This is a genomic window from Mycobacterium sp. (assembly GCF_035506235.1).
GTDB lineage: Bacteria > Actinomycetota > Actinomycetes > Mycobacteriales > Mycobacteriaceae > Mycobacterium.
On record NZ_DATJPU010000099.1, the window covers coordinates 26,068 to 48,793 of the forward strand.

The following is a 22,726-nucleotide window of genomic DNA, read 5'->3' on the forward strand; positions in this document are numbered from 1 at the left end:
TGCGCTAACGTCGACGGGTGGCCCGCATCCGCAAGCTCGTCGCAGCCCTCAGCCGCCGTGGTCCACACCGGGTTTTGCGCGGTGACCTGGCCTTCGCCGGTTTGCCGGGCGTGGTGTACACGCCCGAGGCGGGGCTCAACCTGCCGGGCGTCGCGTTCGGCCACGACTGGCTCGCCGGCGCCGCACGCTACTCGGGCCTGCTCGAGCACCTGGCGTCGTGGGGCATCGTCGCCGGGGCGCCCGACACCCAGCGGGGCCTGGCGCCCTCGGTGCTCAACTTCGCCTTCGACCTCGGCACCGCCCTCGACATCGTGGCCGGTGTGCGCCTCGGGCCCGGCGACATCAGCGTGCATCCCGCCAAGCTCGGCGTCGTGGGCCACGGTTTCGGCGGCTCGGCCGCTGTGTTCGCCGCGGCCGGCATGCCCGACAAACCCGCGGCGGCGGCGGCGCTCTTCCCGTCGGTCACCAGTCCTCCGCCCGAGCAGCCCGCCGCGACGCTGAAGGTTCCGGGCCTGATCCTGACCGCGCCGGGAGATCCGAAATCGCTGAACTCCAACGCGTTGGCTCTGGCCGCCGCGTGGGACACGGCGACGCTGCGCATCGTGCACAAGGCCGAATCCGGCGGGCTCGTCGAGGGCCGCCGACTGGCCAAGGTGTTCGGGCTGGCCGGCCCGGACCGGCGCACGCAGCGCTCGGTCCGCGCGCTGCTGACCGGCTACCTGCTCTACGCGCTGGGCGGGGACAAGACGTACCGCGACTTCGCCGACCCCGACGCGAAGCTGCCGCGCACGGACCCGGTGGATCCCGAGGCCGAGCCGATCGCCCTCGAAGAGAAGGTCGTCGCGCTGCTGAAGTAACGCGCCCCGCCGTGGCGCCCCGCACCCGTCGTGGTATCTCTCGGTGGTGCGAATCGGGATCGCTCTGGATTATTCGGGCGGGTTTCACGAAGGCGTCGACCGCATCGTCGAACTGGAAAAGGCCGGCATCGACATCGCGGTGGTGGCCGAGGCCTATTCCTTCGACGCGGTCAGCCAACTGGGGTATTTGGCCGCCAAGACCAGCAGAGTCGAGCTGGCGTCGGGGGTGTTTCCCATCTACATCCGCACGCCGTCGCTGCTGGCGATGACCGCGGCGGGCCTGGATTTCGTGTCCGACGGGCGATTCCGCCTCGGCATCGGCACGTCCGGGCCCCAGGTGATAGAGGGGTTCCACGGCGTCGAGTTCGACGCCCCGCTGGGCCGCACCCGCGAGATCGTGGAGATCTGCCGGCAGGTGTGGCGACGCGAGCGCGTGCAGTACGCCGGCAAGCACTACCAGATCCCGTTGCCCGCCGACCGCGGGACGGGCCTGGGCAAGCCCCTTCAGCTCATCAATCATCCTGTGCGCGAACGCATTCCGATCACCATTGCGGCGCTGGGCCCGAAGAACGTCGAGCTCACCGCCGAGATCGCCGAGGGCTGGCAGCCCGTCTTCTACCTTCCGGAGAAGGCCCATCTGGTGTGGGGCGAGGCGCTGGCCGCCGGGGCCGCCAAACGGGATCCGGCGCTGGGGCCGCTCGACGTCATGGTGCACGCGTCGCTGGCCATCGGCGAGGACGTCGAACAGCGACTGGCCTGGGTCAAGCCGCAGCTCGCCCTCTACATCGGCGGGATGGGGGCCAAGGGCCGCAACTTCTATCACAACCTGGCCACCCGCTACGGGTTCGGCGAGGTCGCCGACCGCATCCAGGAGCTGTACCTGTCTGGCCGCAAGGGCGAGGCCATCGCCCTGGTGCCCGACGAACTGGTGCGCGGGATGTCGCTCGTCGGCCCCCGCGGATACGTCGCCGAGCGCCTGGCCGCCTTCGCCGAGGCCGGCGTGACGACGCTGTTGGTGAGCCCGCTGGCCGCCGACCCGGGCGAAGGCGTGCGCTTCGTCGAGGACGTGCTCGCGCTGCGGCCCGCCTGACCCGTCATCGCCCCGCCTGTGGAAGCTGGTCCGCAGCGATCTCGCACGGCGTTTTCTTCTCGTCGACCGGTGGCGCCGGCGGGGTCGGGGGCGCGGCAACCGGGGCGGCCGGCGCATCGACTGAGGCAGGCGGCGCGGCCACCGGGGCGGCCGCCGCATCGACCGGGGCGGGCGGCGCCTCGGCGGGCTTGGCCGTCTCGGTGGCCGGGGCCTTGTCGACCTCTTTGACCTCGTCGGGCTTGTCGGGCTTGTCCTCGCCGTCCTCAGGGTCGCCGGCCTGGAACGGATCCTCGTCGCCGAAAGGATCCGCGATGCCCGGCCGGTCGTCGGCCGATCCCAGCAGCGAGCTCATCGCCTCGACGATCCGGCTGGCCAGGCCGCCCAGCCCACCCAGGCCGCCGCCCACGTCGGCCGTCGGCATGCCCGAAGCGGTCCCCAGGTCGGGCAGAGGCGGAGCCGGGATCGCGGGGCCGGGGACCGGCGCAGCGGCCGCCAACGTCGGCGCGGGCGCAGGATTCACGGTTGGGCCGGGGGACGCGGCGGGCGCGACCACTGCCGCCGGAGCCGGCGCGCTTGCCGCGCGTGGTTGGTAGCCGGGGCCGAGATCGGCAGGGACCTCGAAGTGCGCTGCCGGCGCGGCGGCCATCCGGTCGATGACCATGTCGTAGGACGTGTCGACCCCTTCCACCGTCGAACGCATCGTCGCCAGCCAGTCGTCGCGAATCTCGTTGTCCACGTACGGCTGTATCTGCGCGCGGACCACCTCCTCGGCGCTCGCCCGGTCCCCCGCCCCGGTCGTGATCGCGGCGGCAGCGGCCAACCACGCCGCCTGCTGCGCCCGCGTGCGATCGTCGATGGCGATGGCCGTCGCGACCTTCGAGTCGACCAGGTACCACAGGTTGTCCCGCAGGGACTCACACCGCTGGGCCGCCGCGCGGACCTCCAGGGCCACGGCGCTCGCGGCGTCGCAATGGCGCTCCAGAAACCGAACCGCGGAGTCCCCGCCCGGGCCGGCCCACGCCGCGGCCAGCTCGGAAATCTGCGCACGCTGGATCCGCAGCGCCTCCATGACCGCCACGCCCGCCGCCCGCAGTTCCCCACAGTCGCGATCGAGCGCGCGGAGGTCGAGGCCGCCTTCGCTGTCGTACCAATCGCGAATCCGGGAGGGGTTCGAGGTCATTTCGGGGTACTGGTAGCCGAGCGCATGGCAGGCCCGCACATAGGACTCGGTGTGCTCGACGGCGGGCCGGCCCTCGGCGAGGCGCTCGGCGACGTCCAACCGCGCGGCCATGATCAGGCGATCCGCGCCGCGGCGTACAGTTCGGCGTCGCCGTAGCGGCCGGCGCCGGAGCGCAGCGCGGCGGCGGCTTCGATTGTCGCCCGCGACCACCGCGTCACCTCGGCCGTCAGTCGCTCCAGCTGGACGCGCAGGGCGTCGCCGCGGGCGGTGTGCGCACGGCCGGCGCTGGCCCCGCCGAAAGCCAAGCGCGCCAGGTGATCTCCCACGGCGCGATCGAGGAGTTCGGCGGCCGCACTTAGCTGGTCAGCGACTCTGTAGACGCCCGAGCTATCGAATTCCATGCCTAATCCGACGCCCGACCCCGCGCCGGGGTTCCCGCGCTAACCGATCAGCGCGCGGCGCTCACCGCTTCGGCGACCGCGGCGGCCACCCGCTGCGCCATGCCCTCTTCGGGCGCCTCCACCATGACGCGGATCATCGGCTCGGTTCCCGAGGGGCGCAACAGGATTCGTCCGCTGTCACCCAGTTCGGCCTCGGCCTTCTCGACGGCGGCCTGCACCGACGGCGCCGCGGCGGCGGTGGCCTTGTCGGCGACCTTGACGTTGATCAGCACCTGCGGCAGCGCCCGCATCGCCGAGGCGAGGTCGGCCAGCGACGAGCCGGTCTGCACCATGCGGGTCATCAGCCGCAGCCCGGTGACGATGCCATCGCCGGTGGAGCCCACCGCGGGCATGACGATGTGGCCGGACTGCTCGCCGCCGAGGCTGTAGTCGCCGGCGCGCAACTCCTCCAGGACGTAGCGGTCGCCGACGCCGGTGGTGCGCACCGCGATGCCGGCCGCGCGCATCGCCAGGTGCAGCCCGAGGTTGCTCATCACGGTGGTCACCAGCGTGTCGGAGGCCAGTTCGCCGGCCTCGCGCATCGCGAGCGCGAGCACCACCATGATGTGGTCGCCGTCGACGAGGTTCCCGTTGGCGTCGACAGCCAGGCAGCGGTCGGCGTCGCCGTCGTGCGCCAGGCCGAGATCGGCGCAGTGCTCGATGACGGCCGCCTTCAGCGAGTCCAGGTGCGTCGAGCCGCAGCCGTCGTTGATGTTGAGGCCGTTGGGGTCGGCGTTGATCGCGATCACCCGGGCGCCGGCCGCGCGGTAGGCGCGCGGGGCCACCGACGATGCGGCGCCGTGCGCGCAGTCGACCACCACGGTCAGCCCGTCCAGCCGCAGCGTGCTGGCCTTGCTGAGGTGGCGCAGGTAGCGGTCGGCGGCGTCCTCGGCGTCGATGCGGCGGCCGATCCCGGCGCCGAACGGACGCAAGCCCGGCCCGCCCGCGACGAGCTCCTCGATCTGATCCTCGGTGTCGTCGTCCAGCTTGTGGCCGCCGGGACCGAAGATCTTGATGCCGTTGTCGGGCATCGGGTTGTGCGACGCGGAGATCATCACCCCGAAGTCGGCGTCGTAGGCGCCGGTCAGGTACGCCACGGCGGGGGTGGGAAGCACCCCGACCCGCAGCGCGTCGACGCCCTGGCTGGTCAGCCCGGCGATCACCGCGGCCTCCAGCATTTCGCCGCTGGCCCGGGGGTCGCGCCCGATCACGGCGACCCGCCGGCCCGGTCCACCGGAACGCGCCAGCCGCCGGGCCGCCGCGGCGCCCAGGGCCAGCGCCAGCTCGGCGGTCAACTCGCGATTGGCGACCCCGCGAACACCGTCGGTGCCGAATAGTCGACCCATGCCGAAAAACCTCTCACAGTTGGCGGTCGTTCACCTAACGTGCCCGTTCTTTTCTGACCGAAACCTTGTCCGTCGGTACGCAGACACGCCGCAACGTTGCGAAGTTGCGGCCAGAAAGTGATGGTCGATCAGCGCTTGCTGTACTGCGGCGCCTTGCGCGCCTTCTTCAGCCCGTACTTCTTGCGCTCGGTGGCACGCGGGTCACGCGTGAGGAAGCCGGCCTTCTTCAGGGCCGGCCGGTCCTCCGGCGAGGCCATGATCAGCGCCCGGGCGATGCCCAGGCGCAGCGCACCGGCCTGACCCGACGGCCCGCCGCCGTGCAGGAGGGCGAAGACGTCGAAGCTTTCCACCCGGTCGACAGTGACCAGCGGGGCCTTGATCAGCTGCTGGTGCACCTTGTTGGGGAAGTAGTCCTCCAGGCTGCGGCCGTTGAGGTCGAACTTGCCGGTGCCGGGCACGATGCGCACCCGCACGACGGCCTCCTTGCGGCGGCCGACGGTCTGGATGGGCCGTTCGAACACGAACGCGTCGGCGGGCCGGGCGGCCGGAGCCTCCGCCGGCGCCTCCGGGGTCTCCGGGGTCGCCGGGGTCTCCAGGGCCTCGGTTGTTTCGGTCACTGGGCCACCTGCTTGATCTCGTACGGAACCGGCTGCTGAGCGGCGTGGGGATGCTCCGGGCCGGCGTAGACGCGAAGCTTGCGCTGAATCTGGCGGCTGAGCTTGTTCTTGGGCAGCATGCCGACGATCGCCTTCTCCACGACCCGGGTCGGGTGCTTTTCCATCAGCTCGGCGGTCGTGCGCTTGTGCAGCCCGCCGGGATACCCCGAGTGGCGGTAAGCGATCTTCTGCTGCAGTTTGTCGCCGGACAGGGCGACCTTATCGGCGTTGATGACGATGACGAAGTCACCGCCATCGACATTGGGGGCGAACGTCGGCTTGTGCTTGCCGCGCAGCAGGTTGGCTGCCGCGACGGCAAGGCGGCCAAGCACCACGTCCGTGGCGTCGATGACGTACCACGACCGCGTGGTGTCACCCGCCTTGGGCGCATAGGTGGGCACAGCGCTTACCTTTTCTTCTCGAGGTGGATCCCGGGTCGAGCCGGGTGCCGGTCAGGCGTTCACGGTGGGGTTTGATCTCGGCGACCGACATTGACCCGAGGCCCCGGCGTACCGCACGCCAACGGAGCAGCTTACCGATCGTCGTCCCCGCAGGTCAAAATGACTGTGTGGTCCCAGCGGCTCTCCCCCGCCGGGACCACACAGGGGCCAGAAGCAATTACCGTGCCCAGACGCCGGCCGCCCGGCGGTCCGCGTCTGCCATCTCTTCCGCGCCGTCGCGCACCGCGTTTCCCAGGTCGACCAGTATCTCGTTCAGCGCCGTGGCCGCCTGGTGCCATTTCAGCTGCTCGGCCTGGTACGCGGCGGCGGCCTCGCGGGTCCACAGCTCCCGCAGCGGGGCGATCTGCGAGTTCAACTCGTCCAGCGCCGCGTTGAAGCGGGCCGCCGTCGCGTGGATCTCCTGGCGGATCGAGTATTCGATTTCGCCGAAGTTGTAGGACAGAACCTGGTCCACGGGGGATCCCTTCCTCACAGGTTTCCGCAAGCGGCCGCGACGTGATCGGCGTGGTTCTCGCCGGCCTCCAGCAGCGCTGCCTCGTTGCGCCGGATGGTCTCGGCGATCTCGTGCAGGACGTGGTACAGCCGCGTCGATTCGGCATTCCAGCGATCCACCACATCTTTGAACCGCGCGGCCGCGAGCCCACCCCACACCGAGCGCGGCACTGTGCTCATGCGGCCGATGAAGGCCTGCAGCATCGCCCGGATCTCGTCGTTGCGCGCGTCCGTCGTGGCCGCGACCGAGCGCATGAGGCCAAAGTCTGTGCTCAGTGTGTTCGCCATATCAGATTGGACCGCATAGGGCCGCATTCGGTTCCGCCCGATTTGCCGACTCATCCGATCGCGTGGGCGGACCGCACCGCCTGCTCGCACGCGTCCCGGACGGCCTGCTCATCGCCGGGACGGCTCTGGCACCCGACGCTGATCCGGACCGGCCCGTCCAGTAGCACGGTCCAGCGCACCTGGTGTGTGGCGCGCACTTCGCGGTACGTCACCGCGGGCCGGCCGGCGCTGCTTCCGGAGGGGTTGAAATCGACGAACACCCCGGTGGCCTCCGCGTCGATCGCGCGTTTCAACCGCTCGGCGGTGCCGCTCAGCGTCTCGCCGGGCACCGGCGACTGCGTGACGTGCAACGCGACCTCGGGATCCGTCGGCGACGTGACCTGTACCCGTGCCGACCCGGGCCCGGTGACCACCCGCTGCGCCGGCCAGTTCGCGGGCACCGTCAGCGCGATGCGGCCTTCGACCAGAAATGTCGTGGGCAACGTCTGCACTGTGCCCGGCGGCGACGCGCCCTCGGGGCCGCCGGGCGCCCCGCCCGAGATCGCCAGCGGCAACACCGTCAGCGCGACGACGGCCGCCGCAAGCCCGCCGATCGTGCGTGCGCGGGGTCGGACACCCCCGGTTCCGGCGCTGACCCCGGGTACCGCGCACCCCTCGTCCGGCGCCAGCCGCGCAAGCCGTGCCAGCCGGGCGTCACCGATCTCCACCGCCGCGCACCCGCTACCCCGCACCGCCCCGGCGATCAATACCGCGAGGGGCGGCGACCCGGCCACCGTGCCGGGCGCGTCGATCATGACGACCGCCGATGGATGTCTGGTCATGCCGGCGATGACCGCCGCGACCTCCTCGGCAACCGGATGCGGTTGTGCACCGCGCGGTATCGCGGCGACCTCCGCGCCGGTGATCGCCACCAGCCGCTCGGCGATCTCCACCACCACCGTCTCCCCGCTGCGGGCATCGGACGCACGCGTGAGCAGCCACGACCGGGGACGTGCCAGCGCGTCAGCGGCCAGCGCCTTGGCGGCCCGGGTCACCACGTCGACACGGGTCGACGGCCACCAGGACGGGTGCACGACGACCACGCCGTCGCGGTCCGCACATATCACCGACCGCAGCGCCGCGCGCCACAGCGAATCGACGGCGACCGGGCGCCCACCGACCAACGCGACCCGATCGTCTATCGCGCCCAGCGCCTCCCGCACGATCTCGGAGGTGTCGCGGTCTGCGACCTCACCTGTCCCACAACATAATCGGCGGATCGTGCCGGGGCCGGCCTCGAGGACTGCCCGATGGCGTGTCACGGCGGCGGGCTCCAGGCCACTTGGACAAGCCGTTCGTCACCGGCGCGAGTCCTCAGAACGCCACGGCCCGTCGGCAGCCGCTGCGGACGCCCGGACCCCCACGACACCCTTTCGTCCGGGCACCCGCTCATCATCAGCGTCATGCAGCCGAGGTCACGCAGGGCCGCCAACAGCGGCTCGAACTGGGCGCGCTCGGCGCCACCGCTGCGCCGCGCCACCACCAGATGCAACCCCAGATCCTTTGCGTAGGGCAGAAATTCGGCGACATCGGCGAGCGCGTTGCCCGCCGGCGTGGCCACCAGGTCGTAGTCATCGACCAGGACATAGAGGTCGGGCCCGGACCAGCAGGACCCGGCTCGCAGCTGTGCCTGGCCGGCGTCCGGCGGCGCCGTCCGCCGCCGCAGAACGTCGAGCAGGTCCGGCACCAGCGCGCCCAGCCCGGCCGGGGACGCGGCGTAGCCGCCGAGGTGTTCGGATTCGACGACGCCCAGCAGGGAGCGGCGGAAATCGACGATGAGCAGTCGGGCTTCCGCGGCGGTCTTGGTCCGAACGATTTCGCGGCACAGGGTCCGCAGCGTGGTGGTCTTTCCGCACTCGTTTTCCCCGAGGATCACGAGGTGCGAGTGGTTTCCGAAATCGACGGGGACCGGCGCCAATCCGCGCTCTTCCAGACCGAGCAGGATCCGCGCACCGAATTCCGCACCCGCTGCCTGCACGGCGGCGTCGTGGGCGACGTGCCGGGGAAGCAGCGGTATCGGCGGCGCGGCCGATCCACCCTGACAGAACCGGTCGGTGGGCAGCGCGATGACCATGTGCAGGCCCTCGCGGGACAGTCCGCGGCCCGGCCTGTCGGGGGGTACTTGCTGCGCCCGTTTGCGGTCAATGTCGGACTCGGCGGGGTCGCCCAGCCGCAGCTCGATGCGGGTGCCGATCTGATCCCTCAGCGACGGCCTGATCTCGGCCCAGCGCGACGCCGACAACACCACGTGGACGCCGAACGAAAGTCCTTGGGCTGCAAGGGAGCTGATCGGCGCCTCGAGTTCCTCGAACTCCTGACGCAGGCTCGCCCAGCCGTCGACGACGAGGAAGACGTCGCCGAAAGGATCGCTGTCCCCCGCCGCACGAGCTCCACGGTCCTCGCGTTGCCGGGCAACGGATTCCATCTCGGCGACCACGCGCCGGACCAGCTCCGGTTGGGCCCGGCCGGCGACGGCGCCCACGTGCGGCAGAGCGCCCACCGAGCCCAGCGCTCCGCCGCCGAAATCCAGGCAGTAGAACTGCACCCGCCCCGGACCGTAGGTGGCCGCAAACGCCGTGACGAGCGTGCGCAGTGCCGTCGACTTGCCCGTTTGGGGCGCGCCGACGATCGCCACATTGCCCGCCGCTCCGGACAATTCGACCATCAGCGGCGTGCGGCGTTGGTCGAAGGGCCGGTCGACGACGCCGATCGGCACGGTGAGGCCGCCCGGCGCCGGTGCGGCGTCGCGGAGCAGGGCGTCGAGCGCCGGTGGCGCCCCGAGCGGGGGCAGCCAGACCTGGTGCGCGGGCGGTCCCAGTCCGGTCAGCCGATCGAGGACGGATTCCAGCACGGTCCGACTGGCCGGCCCGTCCCTCCCGGACGCGCGGGTGACCGGGCCGGCCGCCCGCGTGCTGAACACCCGCGCCGTCGCCGTCGGCGCATCCGCGGGCCTGTCCGCCGGCAGCGCTCCCGAGACGAACGCGGCCTGAAAGCGGATCGGCTCGCCGCTGCCCGCGCGCAGCAGGCCCACGCCGGGGGTGTTCGGCAATTGGTATGCGTCAGGCGTTCCCATCACCGCTCTCGATTCGGCGGCAGTCATGGTCTTCAGGCAGATCCGATAGGAGAGGTGGGCTTCCAGGCCGCGCAGGCGGCCCTCGTCGAGCCGCTGACTGGCCAGCAACAGATGCATGCCCAGCGACCGGCCGAGGCGGCCGATCGCGACGAACACGTCGGCGAACTCGGGGTGCTGGCTGAGCATTTCGGAGAACTCGTCGATGATGATCATCAACGTCGGCAGGGCGTCCAACCGGCCGCCGGCAACGCGCGCGCCTTCGTAGGCCCCGACGCTGGCACAGCGTGCCGTTCGCAGCACCCGTTGCCTGCGGTCCATCTCACCGCCCAGCGCATCGCGCATGCGCGCCACCAGGGGCGCCTCGTCGGCGAGGTTGGTGACGACGGCCGCGACGTGCGGCGCCCGCGCCAAATCGAGAAACGTTGCGCCCCCTTTGAAGTCGATAAGCAGCAGATTGAGCGCTTCCGGTGAGTTCCGGGTCACCATCCCCAGCGCGATGGTGCGTAGCAGCTCAGACTTGCCCGACCCGGTGGCGCCCACGCAAAGCCCGTGCGGGCCCATACCGTTTTCCGCCGCTTCTTTGATGTCCAGTTCGAGGGGTGCGCCGTCGAGCGTCGTTCCCAGGGGAACTCGGAGCCGATCGCGGTGGTTTCTGCCGCGCGACAACGTAATCGGGTCGAAATCGGCGAGGTCGCCCAGCCCCACCAGATCCGGCCAGGCGCCGTTCGCCGCGCCCGCCGGGCCGACCCGGTATGCGGCGAGCCGGCGGGCACATGTCAGCGCGTCGACCAATTCCATCCGGTCGGGACACGGCAACGGTTGAGGTTCGTCACCCCGTCGGATCATCACCGCTGTGCCGTCGGGGCGGGCACCCACCTCGAGGAGGGTTGCTGCCGTGATAGCGCCGACGGTCGCGCGCTCGCCCAGGTCTACGACCACGATCGCGTGGGGTACCGCATCGCCGAGCGCACACTGTGCCTCCGCCAGGCTCCGATACACCATGCGGGCGGATCCCATGGCAGCGGTGGCGGTCGGATGTTGATTGTGCGGCAGCCACTTCAGCCACTCCCAGCGTTCTCGATTCGGATCACTGATCGCGCCGGCGATCAGCAACTGATCCGGAGGGTGCAGCACGGCCAGCTGGCAGATCACCGCGCGCAACAGTCCGCGTACCGCGGCCAAATCCCCCTCGATCGTCACCGTCCCAACCCCGAACATGCCGACCGTGACGGGCGCGTCCGCGACGACCGAATGCGCTTGGAGGAAGCGACGGAGCGCCTCCGCGGTGACGGGATCCGAGGGTTCACCGGCTGGACTCTCCGGGGCGACCAGGCGGGTGGAAAGCGGCCGTGTCCCGAGCCCGACGCGGGCGACGCAGAAATCGGGATCGGACGCTCTCCGCTCCCACATTCGCGGACCGCCGATCAACGTCCACAGCGTATCGGGGTCGGGATGGCTCCACATCAGCGAAAAGCGCTGTGCGCTCGCTGTTTCGGTGACAGTCGCCCGAAGCCGGCTGAGGTATCCGAGGTACTCGAGGCGGTCGGCGTCGATGCCACGCCCCTGCCGTTGGCCACGCGCGGCGGCCACCGCCACCGATATCAGCGTCACCGCCGGGAAGGCCAGGAGAGTCGGACTGCGGGCGACGGTCGACCCCGAGAAGGAGGCGGCCGCCATCACCCCGAGACCCGCGATGGACACGACAACCGGTAGCCACCTGGGTGATCGGGGCGGCGGAGGGCTGGGCGGCGCCTCGACAGCGATGTCCGCCGTCGCGACCGCCGGTGGCAGGCGCCGCGCCACGGGCACGAAACACTGAGTCATCTCGGTCCCTCTCACCGTTGGGCGACGGTAAGCAGCGCCGAAATCGGTGGCAAGTCAGCTGTGGATAAGCGGACACCGCGAGATCGGGAACCGCTTACCGTGCCCCTAGTCCTACTGAAGGGGTCACCGTTGCCTGGATCCGCTCGGGGGCTGCGCCGCGTGTCGATCCACGCCGGCGCCGCCGTCGTCGACTTGGCCCTGCCGGCGGGCGTCCCGGTCGGCGTCCTGATGCCGTCGATCGTCGACATCCTCGACGGCCGCGGCGTCGAGGGTTCCGGTGCATTGGTGGCGACGCGCTACCAGCTGTCCCGGCCCGGCGCAACCGTTTTGACGGGAACGCTGGAGCAGAACGGCATCCGGGACGGTGAGGTGCTGGTTCTGACCGAGTCCGCTGACCCCCCGCCCGCTCCGCGCTACGAGGACCTGGCCGAGGCGGTGTCGGCGACGCTGGGCTCGACGGCCCGGCCCGGGAGCCACACCCGGCAAGCGGCCCGTCTGACCGGCGCGATCGCGGCGGGCGTCCTTACCGGCATCGGTGGGCTGGCGATCATCCGAAACGCGTTCAGCGCCAACGCCACCGGCGTCGCCGTCGGCGTCGGCGTCGCGGCAGCGGCCGGTTTGGTCGCCCTGCTCTGTGCCGCGATTGCGCGCCGCACGTATGGGGATACGATCGCCGGGCTGGCGCTCAGCGTGATCGCCACCGCATTCGCGGCGGTCGCCGGCTACCTCGCGGTGCCCGGTGTCCCCGGTCTCCCCAGCGTGGTGCTGGCCGCAACGGCGGGGGTCGCCACCTCGGTCTTGGCGATGCGCCTGTCGGGCTGCGGCGCCACGACATTGACCGCGATCTCCTGCACCGCGACCATTATCGCCGCCGCGGCGTTGGTTGGTGTGCTCACCGCCGCACCGCCGCGCGTCATTGGCTCGGTATCCGCGTTGATATCCCTGGGCCTGCTCGGTGTGGCGGCGCGGATGTCGATCGTTCTGGCCGGGTTATCACCTCACCTGCCGCCCGCACCGGGCCTGGACGCCAGGGCGGTCCGCGCCGACAGGTGGCTGACCAGTCTGCTCGCCGCGTTCGCTTCCGGGGCCGCCGTGGGTGCGGTGGTCACCGCGCTCGCCGGCGCACCGCGGCCGCAATACATCGCGTTCGGCGCCCTCACCGGCGCGTTGCTGCTGCTGCGCGCTCGCTCGGGCGACGGGAGAAGGGGGCCGGTGTTTGTCACATGCGGAACAGTCGTTATTGCAACGACTTTCGCCGTAGCCGCCCTCCGGATGTCCAATGCGGCGTGGACGGCCGCGATGACGGCGACGCTGGTTGCGGCCGCGATTTACCCGGGCTTTGTCGCTTCGGCGATATCGCCCTCACCCGTGGTGCGACGCGGCGTCGACGCGCTGGAGTGTCTGGGCCTGGCGGCGATGGTGCCCATGACGTGCTGGGTATGCGGCCTCTACAGCGCCGTTCGCGGATGGAATCTCACGTGAACGCGTCCCGCCTCGCGCGCCTCTTGGCGGTATCGGCGCTTGCGGCGGTTTCTCAGCTGGGTATGCCGGCCGCACAGGCGGTTTCGCCGCCGGGTATCGACGACAAGTGGCTGCCCAAGCCGACGCTGCCGGCACCGCCATGGCCGACCCTGCAACGCGAGGTTTGCGCGACGATGACGACGGGCCCGGCAAAGGGCGGCGATCAACTCCCCGACCTCGTCGGCCTGCCCCGGGTCTGGCAGTTCACCCGCGGTGCGGGACAACGCGTCGCGGTCATCGACACCGGCGTCTCGCCCCACCCCCGGCTGCCCGACGTGGTGCCCGGCGGCGACTACGTATCAACCGGCGACGGCGCCGAGGATTGTGACGCGCATGGCACCCTGGTTGCGGGAATCATCGCGGCTGCAGCCGATCCCAAGGCCGACAGCTTCACCGGGGTGGCGCCCGAGGCCACCGTGATCGGCATCCGCCAGTCCAGTTCGAAATTCGCCCCCGCCGCCGAACGTTCCCGTACCGGAGTCGGCGACGTGGACACCATGGCCAAGGCCATCCGAACGGCCGCCGATCTCGGCGCATCGGTGGTCAACATCTCCTCCGTGGCCTGCGTTCCGGTGGGCTCGGCACTCGAGGACCGCGCGGTGGGCGCCGCGCTAGCGTACGCGGTTGACGTCAAGAACGCCGTCGTCGTGACCGCGGCGGGCAACACCGGCGGCACCGGCCAATGTCCGCGTCAGAGGCCCGATCCGACCTGGCAGACGCTCACGGTCGTGGCCAGTCCGGCCTGGTACGACGACTACGTGCTGACCGTGGGTTCCATCAACGCCGAAGGGGCACCGTCGGCGTTCACGCTTGCCGGGCCCTGGGTTGATGTCGCGGCCACCGGCGAGGAGGTGACTGCGCTTGGCGCACAACCGGTTTCGGGCACCGGTTACGCGGCGCCGGTGGTCAGTGGTTTGGCCGCGCTGATCCGGGCCCGCTTCCCCGCATTGACCGCGCGGCAGGTGATGCAGCGCATCGAGTCGACCGCCCACCACCCGCCCGCCGGGTGGGATCCGTTCGTGGGCAACGGCCCCATCGATGTGCTGGCGGCAGCGAGCACCGACTCCAGTCCGCCCGCAACCACCGCCAGACCCACACCGGCGCCCGTACCGATCGTCACGCCGCCGCCTCCACGCTCGCCGGATTCGCGCGCCCGCGGCATCGCGCTGCGCGGCGCGGCCATCTGCCTCGTTGCGGTGCTGGCATTGCTGGCAGCCGGGCGATTACGGGGCTCCGGCAACCGTGTCGCGCGCGACTGACGCGCTCTGCCTGCTCAGTTCCGGTCCCGACGGCAGGGCGGCCAACACCGGCCACGGCGCCGGAACCGGGGCCGCAAGACCGAGATCATGCGCCGCATCGTCGTCGTGGATCGCGAAGCGCACGCCGGTGTCGGCAACCAGGTAACGCGTGCCGACCCGGTTACCGGCCCGCACATAGGCACTCCGGCCGGGCGGCAGGAATACCGCGTCCAGCGCCGGACCGCGGCCATCGGCTTGGGAGAGGTTCACCGCCACGCGGCCGGCCGGCACCGGCAGGCCGCTGCCGATCAGAAACGCGATGTCGAAATCCCCGGATGGGTCGGGCCGCAACGTGACGCACAGGGTGCTGCCGCCGTCCAACTCCGGTGCCCGGTCGGGGAAACCGGCCACCGGTAGCGCGTTCGCGACCGCTGCGGCGCGGATCGCGTCGGGCGCGACGGTGATCGTGTTGGCGGTTCCTTGCGAATCGCTGAAGCGCAGGAGCTCGGCGGCGACCCGCCCGATCCGCTGGACCCCGGCGGGCAACACGACGTAAAACTCGTCGGCATCCCCACGCGGGATGCGCAGCACGCTGCCGACCGGAAATCCGGGCAGCCCGGGCGCCGCGGCGCCCAAGCCGCGAATCCGTGGAGTTTGGATCGGCGGGGCCTCGGGCACCGCGTTCAGCAACGCCTGCGACACGATCCGCGGCGCACGGCCCTCCAGCCGGAGTGCGCGCACCACCGCGGCATCGGCGAGGTCCACCACGGACCGCTCTCCGTTGAAAAGCAGGTAGGCCGGCGAACCCGACGCGGGTGCGACCAGGAGGCCACGTCCGGAAGCGAGGCCGTGGGCCGGCGATTCGCCGGTGGGCCCGACGACGACGGTCGTCGCGCCAGTCCCGTCTGAATCGCAGATCGTCCAGGCCGACGCGTCCGTGGGCAGCGTTTCGCCGATGAACTGCGGCGCACCCGGAATACCGAGCAACGGACCGCGTTTGGTGCGGGCCAAATCGGACTCCTGCACGGGCTGCGGGTTGGCGGCCGTCGCCGCGATCAACCGCGCCGAGGCCAGATTCAGCACCGGGTGCCAGACATCGCCCACCCGCACGTACAGCGCCCCGGATTGTCGCCCCATGACGATCCGGGCCTGACCGAGATCCGCCTGCGGCCGCAGCAAACCCAGCAACGCGCATCCCGCCACCGCAATGGCCGCCACCGCGCACCCGACCGTGAGCGATGCGCTCTGGGTGCGCAGCGGTTCGTTCGCGGTGTGAATGTCCCGGCCCAGCAAGGCACACTCGAGGCGGCGCAGCAGGAATCGGTAACCGCTGACCTGTAGCCGGGTCGTCGGCGCGTGCAGCTGTGAACGGTCCAAAATACCCTCGGCGAATTTGTGGAATCCGTCTCCCCGCTCCAGTTAAGCCGCAGGTGGGCCGCCGCGGCTCCGTCCATCCACAGGGCAGCGAATTTTCTTCTCTTCGTTGGTTGCGGGTACCATCTCGGCGTGTCTTCCCACCGCTTAGGTCGCTGGGTGGGCCCGGGGGTTTCTGCAGTGCTCACCGCCGCCGGCCTGCTCCTCACCCCAACAGCGACGCCGGTCGCCGCCGCCGATGACTGCCCGGACGTCGAGGTCATCTTCGCCCGGGGCACCAACGAGCCACCCGGCCTGGGCCGTGTCGGCGACGCGTTCGTCGACTCGCTGCGCCAACAGACCGGCCTGAACATCCTGCCCTACGGGGTGAACTACGCGGCCAGCAAGCTGCAGCTGCATGGCGGTGACGGCGCCAACGACACCATCGACCGCGTCAAGAAGAGCGTGGAGAAGTGCCCGAACACCAAGATCGTGCTGGGCGGCTACTCGCAGGGCGCCTCGGTGATGGACATCGTGGCCGGGGTTCCCATCGGCGGCATCAACTGGGGCAACTCGCTGCCGCCGCAATACGCCAACGACATCGCGGCCGTCGCCACCTTCGGTGACATCGCCGACCGCGCCGGCGGAACGCTGCCGACCCAGAGCGCGCTGCTCGGGTCCAAGGCGATCGATCTGTGCAATCCGCAAGACCCGATCTGCCACGCGGGTCAGGGCAACGAGTGGAGCGGACACACCGAGGGCTACGTTCCCGCGTACACCACGCAGGCGGCGGCCTACGTCGCGTCCAGGCTGATGGCCGGGTCCAACCAGCAGGTGCCCGGCTACGGGCCCCAGTACGCGCCGCAAACGCCCGGATACGGCCCGCAAGCGCCCGGTTACGGGCCGCAGACCCCGGGTTCCGGCCCGTCGATGCCCGGAAACGTCCCGCCGCCCAACGCGCCGGCCACGCCGAATCCTCAAGCGCCGCTTGTCTAAATCGTTACCGGCGCTTGATCATGGGCCCGTAGCCTCGTTGTGTGAGGCTGATCCGCTTGGGGCTGACCGTCGCATTCCTTGCGGCGGTCGGGCTTTTCGTCGTCCCGAAGCTGTTGCCGCTGGCCTCGGCGTCGTGTCCCGACGTCGAGGTGGTGTTCGCCCGGGGCACCGACGAGCCGCCGGGCGTCGGGAAGGTGGGCCAGGCCTTCGTCAACTCGCTGCGCCAGGACACCCGTAAAAGCGTTGGCGCCTATGGGGTTAACTACCCCGCCAACAAGGACTTCCTGGCCGCCACCGACGGCGCTGACGACGCCAGCAACCACGTCCAGCAGATGGCCAACAACTGCCCGAAGACCAAGATGGTGCTCGGTGGGTACTCGCAGGGTGCGGCCGTCATCGACATCGTCACCGCCGCACCGCTTCCGGGCCTCGGCTTCCATCAGCCTCTGCCCGCCGTCGCCGCCGACCACGTCGCGGCCGTCGCCCTCTTCGGGAACCCGTCCGCCCGGGCGGGCGGGCTGATGAGCGCCCTGACCCCGGATTTCGACGGCAAAACCATCGACCTGTGCAACACCGGCGACCCGATCTGCTCCAACGGCAACAAGTGGAGCGCGCACCTGGGCTACGTGCCCGGATTGACCAACCAGGCCGCGAGTTTCGTCGCGGGCCGCGTCTAGTTTTGATGGTGGCGACCCGCATCGCCCGGCTACGCCGCGCTCGCGATCGCCACGAGCCCGACGGTGGCGACCCGCATCGCCCGGCTACGCCGCGCTCGCGATCGCCACTAGCCGGGCGTGCGGAGATCCCGCGTGATCAGAATCCGCGCGGCCAGTTGGTCGTCGGGCGGGTAATCGACGCCGACCATCGTCAACCCGTGCGCCGGCGCGGCGGCGAAGTCGCTGGAGCGGTCCGTGGCCGTAAGCAATTCGCGGCACCAGGACGCCGGGCGCCGGTGCTCGCCGACGGCCAGCAGCGCCCCGACCAGAGACCTCACCATCGACCAGCAGAACGCGTCGGCGGCGACGTGGGCGGTGATCAGGTCGCCGTGGCGTGACCAGTCCAACCGCTGCAGGTGGCGGATGGTGGTGGCGTTCTCCCGCTGGCGGCAGAACGCCGCGAAGTCGTGCAGCCCCACCAGGTCCCGCGACGCGGTGGCCATCGCGTCGATGTCCAGGTCGCGGGGCCAGGCGGTGACGTAACGCGCCAGCTGCGGCTCCACCCCGTAGGGCGCCGTCGATAGCCGGTACACATAATGGCGTCGCAGCGCCGAGAATCGGGCGTCGAAACCCGCTGGGGCGCGGGCGATGTCGAGCACCCGGACATCGGTGGGCAGGAATCGGCCCAGCCGGCGCACCAGCGGCAGGAACTCCGGCTCACCGGCGCGCGATGCGCGCGGGTACGCGTTCGCCAACGCATCGGCGGGAACGTCGACGTGGGCGACCTGTCCGGTGGCATGGACTCCCGTGTCGGTGCGCCCGGCCGCGCGCAGCCGCACCGGAACGCGGAAGACCGTCGTCAGCGCCTCGTCGACGACGCCGGCGACGGTCCGCTGCCCGGCCTGGGCCGCCCAGCCCGCGAATTCCGTTCCGTCATAAGCGATGTCGAGCCGCAGACGGACGCCGTCGTTAACTCTCGTCAGCCTCGTCGTCCGCCTCGGGGGCGGCCTCGGCTTCGGCCCTCGCGGCCACGGCCTTGTCGGCCTTCTCCTCGGCCTTGGCTTGGGCCTCCGTAGCCTCGGCCGCCTCGCCCTCCGCAGCCTCGGTCTCCGTGGCCTCGGTCTCGGCAGGTTCCACGACCTCCTCGGCCGTCGGGCCCTCCGCCGCCTCGGGCTCCACCGCAGCCTGCGGCGCCGCGGCTGCCGCCACGGGCGCGGCAGACTTCTTGGAAGCCTTCACCCGCCGCGCCCGATCGGCCTCCGACGTCACGGTCTTCTCCCGCACCAGCTCGATCACGGCCATCGGGGCGTTGTCGCCCTTGCGCGCCTCGACCTTGATGATGCGGGTGTAGCCGCCGTTGCGGTCGGCGAAGAACGGCCCGATCTCCTCGAACAAGGCGTGCACCACGTCCTTGTCGCGAATCTTCTTGAGAACCTCTCGGCGGTTGTGCAGCGTGCCCTTCTTGGCGTGCGTGATCAGCTTCTCCGCGTAGGGCCGCAGCGCACGGGCCTTCGGCTCGGTCGTCTTGATCCGGCCGTGCTCGAACAGCGACGTCGCCAGGTTGGCCAGTAGGGCCTTCTGGTGCGAAGACGACCCGCCGAGGCGAGGGCCCTTGGTGGGCTTGGGCATTGCTGTCGCTCCTGTCTAGATACTCAAAGCAAAGGCTTTAGAGCTGTTCGGTTTCCGCGTAGTCCTGGTCGTCGTAAGCAGCCTCGGTGGACCAGGTGCCGGTCGCGACGTCGTAGCCGGCGACCTCCGACGGGTCGAAGGTCGGCGGGCTGTCCTTGAGCGACAGGCCCAGCTGGTGCAGCTTGACCTTCACCTCGTCGATGGACTTCTGGCCGAAGTTGCGGATGTCGAGCAGGTCGGACTCGGTGCGGCTCACCAGCTCGCCGACGGTGTGCACGCCCTCGCGCTTGAGGCAGTTGTAGGACCGCACGGTCAGGTCCAGGTCGTCGATCGGCAGCGCGAACGACGCGATGTGGTCGGCCTCCGCCGGCGACGGCCCGATTTCGATGCCCTCGGCCTCGACGTTGAGTTCGCGTGCCAGGCCGAACAATTCGACCAGCGTCTTACCCGCCGACGCCAGCGCGTCGCGCGGGTTGATCGAGCTCTTGGTCTCCACGTCGAGGATCAGCTTGTCGAAGTCGGTGCGCTGCTCGACGCGGGTGGCGTCCACCTTGTAGGTGACCTTGAGCACCGGCGAGTAGATGGAATCGACCGGGATGCGGCCGATTTCGGCACCCGAGGCCCGGTTCTGCACCGCCGGGACGTAGCCGCGGCCGCGCTCGACGACGAGCTCGACCTCGAGCTTGCCCTTGTCGTTCAGGGTGGCGATGTGCATGCCGGGGTTGTGCACGGTCACACCGGCGGGCGGCACGATGTCGCCCGCGGTGACCTCGCCCGGGCCCTGCTTGCGCAGGTACATGGTGACCGGCTCGTCCTCCTCGGAGGACACGACCAGGCCCTTGAGGTTGAGGATGATGTCGGTGACGTCTTCCTTCACGCCGGGCACGGTGGTGAACTCGTGCAGCACGCCGTCGATGCGAATGCTGGTGACGGCCGCGCCGGGGATCGACGACAGCAGCGTGCGCCGCAGCGAATTGCCCAGGGTGTAACCGAATCCCGGCTCCAACGGCTCGATGACGAACTGGGACCGGGTGTCGGTGAGGACTTCCTCGGACAGTGTGGGTCGCTGTGAGATCAGCATGGTGTTTCTTCTTCTCCTTCTCGGCACCCGCTATTTGATGCCGCTGTGTTGTCCCGCTGCGACCCGCTACGCCCGGCTTCGCCGCGCTTGCGATCGCCGCGGGTTTTCGAGCCGGCCGGCTCGAAAGTCCTTACTTCGAGTAGTACTCGACGATCAGCTGCTCGGTGAGCGGCACGTCGATCTGCGCGCGCTCCGGCAGTTGGTGGATCAGGATGCGCTGACGCTCCCCCACGACCTGCAGCCAGCTCGGGAGCGGGCGGTCGCCCGCGGTCTCCCGCGCGATCTGGAACGGCACCGTGTTCAGCGAGCCGTCCCGCACGTCGACGATGTCGTACTGCGACACCCGGTAACTGGGGACGTCCACCTTCACGCCGTTGACGCTGAAGTGCCCGTGGCTCACCAGCTGGCGGGCCATCCGTCGGGTGCGCGCCAGACCGGCGCGGTAGACGACGTTGTCCAGCCTGCTCTCGAGGATCCGCAGCAACTCCTCACCCGTTTTGCCGGGCTGCCGCACGGCCTCCTCGTAGTAGCGGCGGAACTGCTTTTCCATCACGCCGTAGGTGAAGCGGGCCTTCTGCTTCTCCTGCAGCTGCAGCAGGTACTCGCTCTCCTTGATCCGCGCGCGGCCGTGCTGGCCCGGCGGGTAGGGGCGCTTCTCGAACGCCTGGTCGCCGCCGACGAGGTCGGTGCGCAGCCGGCGCGATTTGCGGGTGATGGGTCCGGTGTAGCGAGCCATGATTCTTTCCCTAGACCCTTCTGCGCTTCGGCGGACGGCATCCGTTGTGCGGCTGCGGGGTGACGTCGGAGATGGCGCCGACCTCCAGGCCCGCCGCCTGCAGCGACCGGATCGCGGTCTCGCGGCCCGAGCCCGGGCCCTTCACGAACACGTCCACCTTCTTCACGCCGTGCTCCTGGGCCTTGCGCGCGGCGTTCTCCGCGGCCAGCTGAGCGGCGAAGGGGGTCGACTTACGCGAGCCCTTGAAGCCGACGTGCCCGGACGACGCCCAGGCGATGACGTTGCCCTGCGGGTCGGTGATGGTCACGATCGTGTTGTTGAAGGTGCTCTTGATGTGCGCGGCGCCGTGCGGAATGTTCTTCTTTTCCCGCTTACGGGTCTTGTGCTGCCCCTTCTTGGGGGCCGAGCCGCTTGCCTTCTTCGGTGGCATCGGTTACCTGGCCTTCTTCTTGCCTGCGATGGTGCGCTTGGGGCCCTTGCGGGTGCGCGCATTGGTCTTGGTCCGCTGGCCGCGCACCGGCAGGCCGCGGCGGTGCCGCAGACCCTGGTAGCAGCCGATCTCGATCTTGCGGCGGATGTCGGCCTGCACCTCCCGGCGCAGGTCACCCTCCACCTTCAGGTTGGCTTCGATGTAGTCGCGCAAGTGGGTCACCTGGTCATCGGTGAGGTCGCGGGTGCGCAGGTCCTTGTCGATGCCGGTGGCAGTGAGAATTTCGTTGGAACGGGTACGGCCGATGCCGTAGATGTAGGTCAGCGCGATCTCCATCCGCTTGTCACGCGGCAGATCGACGCCTACTAGTCGAGCCATAGGTGGCGTTTCCTCTTATCTCAAGCGGAGGTCTGATCCCAGCCCGTTCCCGCCCCAAAGTTTGAAGCGGGGCCCGGCCTCCGTCCGGGCGTGGATGAGCAGCGTATCCGCTCACTGGTGCTGGGAGGTCTGCATTCAGTTGTGTCGCGATCCCCGCTAGCCTTGACGCTGCTTGTGGCGCGGATCCGAGCAGATCACCATGACCCGCCCATGCCGACGGATCACCCTGCACTTGTCACAGATTGGCTTGACGCTCGGGTTCACCTTCACGGCTGGTCGATCCTGTTCTTGTCTACTCGTCAGTTATCGGTTCGGGCAGGTATCACTTGTACCGGTACACGATGCGGCCCCGGGACAGGTCGTAGGGAGACAACTCCACCACCACCCGGTCCTCAGGCAGGATGCGGATGTAGTGCTGCCGCATCTTGCCGCTGATGTGGGCGAGCACCTTGTGGCCGTTCTCCAGCTCAATGCGGAACATCGCATTGGGCAGGGGCTCGACCACGCGGCCCTCGACCTCGATGGCACCGTCCTTCTTGGCCATACTTGTCAGAAATCCTCGTCATTCGTTTCGTTCGCGTCAGCGCCCGGATCGGCGCGACGTACACACCGACTTCGAACGTGAGCCGGTGACAGGAAATTCCTAGGGACTGGGCACACAAAAAGTCGGCGCGGAAATCGCACCGTTGGTCAATGGTACCTGGTAATGGGCCCTACCCAAAATCGCCGCCGGAGAAATCGGCCCCGTCTTCACGACCTGCCGAACCGTGCCTGACGAGGGCATACTTGACGGCGATGAGCAGCGCCGCAGGCCCCACCGCCGAGCCCCGCAAACCCGTCCTGCTGACCGTCGACGACGACCCCTCGGTCTCGCGCGCGGTCGCCCGTGACCTGCGCCGCCAGTACGGTGACCGGCACCGGATCGTGCGCACCGAGTCGGGTCCCGACGCCCTGGAGACGCT

At 70.1% G+C, this 22,726-nt stretch carries 23 protein-coding genes and 1 pseudogene; 6 read left to right on the forward strand and 18 right to left on the reverse strand.

The genetic code is table 11. The features are described from left to right. Positions 1 to 17 precede the first annotated feature (17 nt). Complete coding sequence (locus tag VMD50_RS09110; RefSeq protein WP_325426983.1) at positions 18 to 857, forward strand: dienelactone hydrolase family protein; 840 nt, start codon at positions 18 to 20, stop codon at positions 855 to 857. A gap of 46 nt (positions 858 to 903) precedes the next feature. Further along, positions 904 to 1,947, forward strand: coding sequence for an LLM class F420-dependent oxidoreductase (locus VMD50_RS09115; RefSeq protein ID WP_325426985.1), 1,044 nt, complete (start codon positions 904 to 906; stop codon positions 1,945 to 1,947). Between the two features lie 4 nt (positions 1,948 to 1,951). Here VMD50_RS09115 and VMD50_RS09120 read toward each other — a convergent pair whose 3' ends face one another. The 9 genes from VMD50_RS09120 to eccCb all read right to left on the reverse strand — a co-directional run bounded on the left by VMD50_RS09120 (position 1,952) and on the right by eccCb (position 11,746). Then, positions 1,952 to 3,238, reverse strand: coding sequence for a hypothetical protein (locus VMD50_RS09120; RefSeq protein WP_325426987.1), 1,287 nt, complete (start codon positions 3,236 to 3,238; stop codon positions 1,952 to 1,954). A 2-nt stretch (positions 3,239 to 3,240) separates the two neighbouring features. Next, positions 3,241 to 3,528 carry a hypothetical protein gene (locus VMD50_RS09125; protein WP_325426989.1) on the reverse strand — a complete coding sequence of 96 codons (288 nt, stop codon included), beginning with the start codon at positions 3,526 to 3,528 and terminating at the stop codon, positions 3,241 to 3,243. A 47-nt stretch (positions 3,529 to 3,575) separates the two neighbouring features. Next, on the reverse strand, positions 3,576 to 4,913 hold the full coding sequence (gene glmM, locus VMD50_RS09130; protein WP_325426991.1) for a phosphoglucosamine mutase: 1,338 nt from the start codon (positions 4,911 to 4,913) through the stop codon (positions 3,576 to 3,578). Between the two features lie 128 nt (positions 4,914 to 5,041). Further along, positions 5,042 to 5,530 carry a 30S ribosomal protein S9 gene (rpsI, locus tag VMD50_RS09135; RefSeq protein WP_325426993.1) on the reverse strand — a complete coding sequence of 163 codons (489 nt, stop codon included), beginning with the start codon at positions 5,528 to 5,530 and terminating at the stop codon, positions 5,042 to 5,044. Then, entirely contained in the window at positions 5,527 to 5,970 is a 444-nt protein-coding gene (gene rplM / locus VMD50_RS09140; RefSeq protein ID WP_325426995.1) for a 50S ribosomal protein L13, read from the reverse strand. The genes rpsI and rplM overlap by 4 nt, the downstream gene beginning before the upstream one ends. A 217-nt stretch (positions 5,971 to 6,187) precedes the next feature. Further along, a complete protein-coding gene (locus VMD50_RS09145; protein ID WP_325426997.1) occupies positions 6,188 to 6,484 on the reverse strand; it encodes a WXG100 family type VII secretion target in 297 nt (98 codons plus the stop codon). Between the two features lie 14 nt (positions 6,485 to 6,498). Then, the gene (locus tag VMD50_RS09150; protein ID WP_325426999.1) at positions 6,499 to 6,810 is read right to left on the reverse strand and encodes a WXG100 family type VII secretion target; all 312 of its coding nucleotides are present in this window, start codon (positions 6,808 to 6,810) and stop codon (positions 6,499 to 6,501) included. 50 nt (positions 6,811 to 6,860) lie between these two features. After that, positions 6,861 to 8,111 carry a type VII secretion-associated protein gene (locus VMD50_RS09155; RefSeq protein WP_325427001.1) on the reverse strand — a complete coding sequence of 417 codons (1,251 nt, stop codon included), beginning with the start codon at positions 8,109 to 8,111 and terminating at the stop codon, positions 6,861 to 6,863. Further along, the gene (gene eccCb / locus VMD50_RS09160; RefSeq protein WP_325427003.1) at positions 8,108 to 11,746 is read right to left on the reverse strand and encodes a type VII secretion protein EccCb; all 3,639 of its coding nucleotides are present in this window, start codon (positions 11,744 to 11,746) and stop codon (positions 8,108 to 8,110) included. The genes VMD50_RS09155 and eccCb overlap by 4 nt, the downstream gene beginning before the upstream one ends. Positions 11,747 to 11,875: 129 nt before the next feature. Here eccCb and eccD point away from each other — a divergent pair, with 129 nt between their 5' ends. Continuing rightward, positions 11,876 to 13,228, forward strand: coding sequence for a type VII secretion integral membrane protein EccD (gene eccD, locus VMD50_RS09165; protein WP_325427005.1), 1,353 nt, complete (start codon positions 11,876 to 11,878; stop codon positions 13,226 to 13,228). Then, positions 13,225 to 14,526: a type VII secretion-associated serine protease mycosin gene (gene mycP, locus VMD50_RS09170; RefSeq protein ID WP_325427007.1), complete on the forward strand. Its 1,302-nt coding sequence runs from the start codon at positions 13,225 to 13,227 to the stop codon at positions 14,524 to 14,526. The genes eccD and mycP overlap by 4 nt, the downstream gene beginning before the upstream one ends. Here the strand turns inward: mycP and eccB are convergent. Further along, complete coding sequence (eccB, locus tag VMD50_RS09175; protein ID WP_325427009.1) at positions 14,491 to 15,882, reverse strand: type VII secretion protein EccB; 1,392 nt, start codon at positions 15,880 to 15,882, stop codon at positions 14,491 to 14,493. The genes mycP and eccB overlap by 36 nt on opposite strands. 129 nt (positions 15,883 to 16,011) lie before the next feature. On the opposite strand from eccB, the gene VMD50_RS09180 reads away from it, so the two are divergent. Beyond that, positions 16,012 to 16,854, forward strand: a complete 843-nt coding sequence (locus VMD50_RS09180) for a cutinase family protein (protein ID WP_325427011.1) — start codon at positions 16,012 to 16,014, stop codon at positions 16,852 to 16,854. A gap of 56 nt (positions 16,855 to 16,910) precedes the next feature. Beyond that, positions 16,911 to 17,531, forward strand: a complete 621-nt coding sequence (locus VMD50_RS09185) for a cutinase family protein (protein ID WP_414686030.1) — start codon at positions 16,911 to 16,913, stop codon at positions 17,529 to 17,531. A gap of 107 nt (positions 17,532 to 17,638) precedes the next feature. Here the strand turns inward: VMD50_RS09185 and truA are convergent, their stop codons facing one another. The 8 genes and pseudogenes from truA to infA form a co-directional block, all read right to left on the reverse strand. Then, positions 17,639 to 18,493, reverse strand: a complete 855-nt coding sequence (truA, locus tag VMD50_RS09190) for a tRNA pseudouridine(38-40) synthase TruA (RefSeq protein WP_325427029.1) — start codon at positions 18,491 to 18,493, stop codon at positions 17,639 to 17,641. 94 nt (positions 18,494 to 18,587) lie between these two features. Continuing rightward, positions 18,588 to 19,139 (reverse strand): annotated as a pseudogene (rplQ, locus tag VMD50_RS09195) (50S ribosomal protein L17); the annotation flags it as partial. A 37-nt stretch (positions 19,140 to 19,176) separates the two neighbouring features. After that, positions 19,177 to 20,220, reverse strand: a complete 1,044-nt coding sequence (locus VMD50_RS09200) for a DNA-directed RNA polymerase subunit alpha (RefSeq protein WP_325427015.1) — start codon at positions 20,218 to 20,220, stop codon at positions 19,177 to 19,179. A 130-nt stretch (positions 20,221 to 20,350) separates the two neighbouring features. Further along, on the reverse strand, positions 20,351 to 20,956 hold the full coding sequence (gene rpsD / locus VMD50_RS09205) for a 30S ribosomal protein S4 (RefSeq protein WP_325427017.1): 606 nt from the start codon (positions 20,954 to 20,956) through the stop codon (positions 20,351 to 20,353). Between the two features lie 10 nt (positions 20,957 to 20,966). Beyond that, a complete protein-coding gene (rpsK, locus tag VMD50_RS09210) occupies positions 20,967 to 21,386 on the reverse strand; it encodes a 30S ribosomal protein S11 (RefSeq protein WP_325427019.1) in 420 nt (139 codons plus the stop codon). 3 nt (positions 21,387 to 21,389) lie between these two features. Further along, positions 21,390 to 21,764 carry a 30S ribosomal protein S13 gene (gene rpsM, locus VMD50_RS09215; protein WP_325427021.1) on the reverse strand — a complete coding sequence of 125 codons (375 nt, stop codon included), beginning with the start codon at positions 21,762 to 21,764 and terminating at the stop codon, positions 21,390 to 21,392. Positions 21,765 to 21,920: 156 nt separating this feature from the next. Then, on the reverse strand, positions 21,921 to 22,034 hold the full coding sequence (gene rpmJ / locus VMD50_RS09220; protein ID WP_003879483.1) for a 50S ribosomal protein L36: 114 nt from the start codon (positions 22,032 to 22,034) through the stop codon (positions 21,921 to 21,923). Positions 22,035 to 22,086: 52 nt separating this feature from the next. Next, on the reverse strand, positions 22,087 to 22,308 hold the full coding sequence (gene infA / locus VMD50_RS09225; protein ID WP_003418601.1) for a translation initiation factor IF-1: 222 nt from the start codon (positions 22,306 to 22,308) through the stop codon (positions 22,087 to 22,089). Between the last annotated feature and the right edge of the window lie 418 nt (positions 22,309 to 22,726).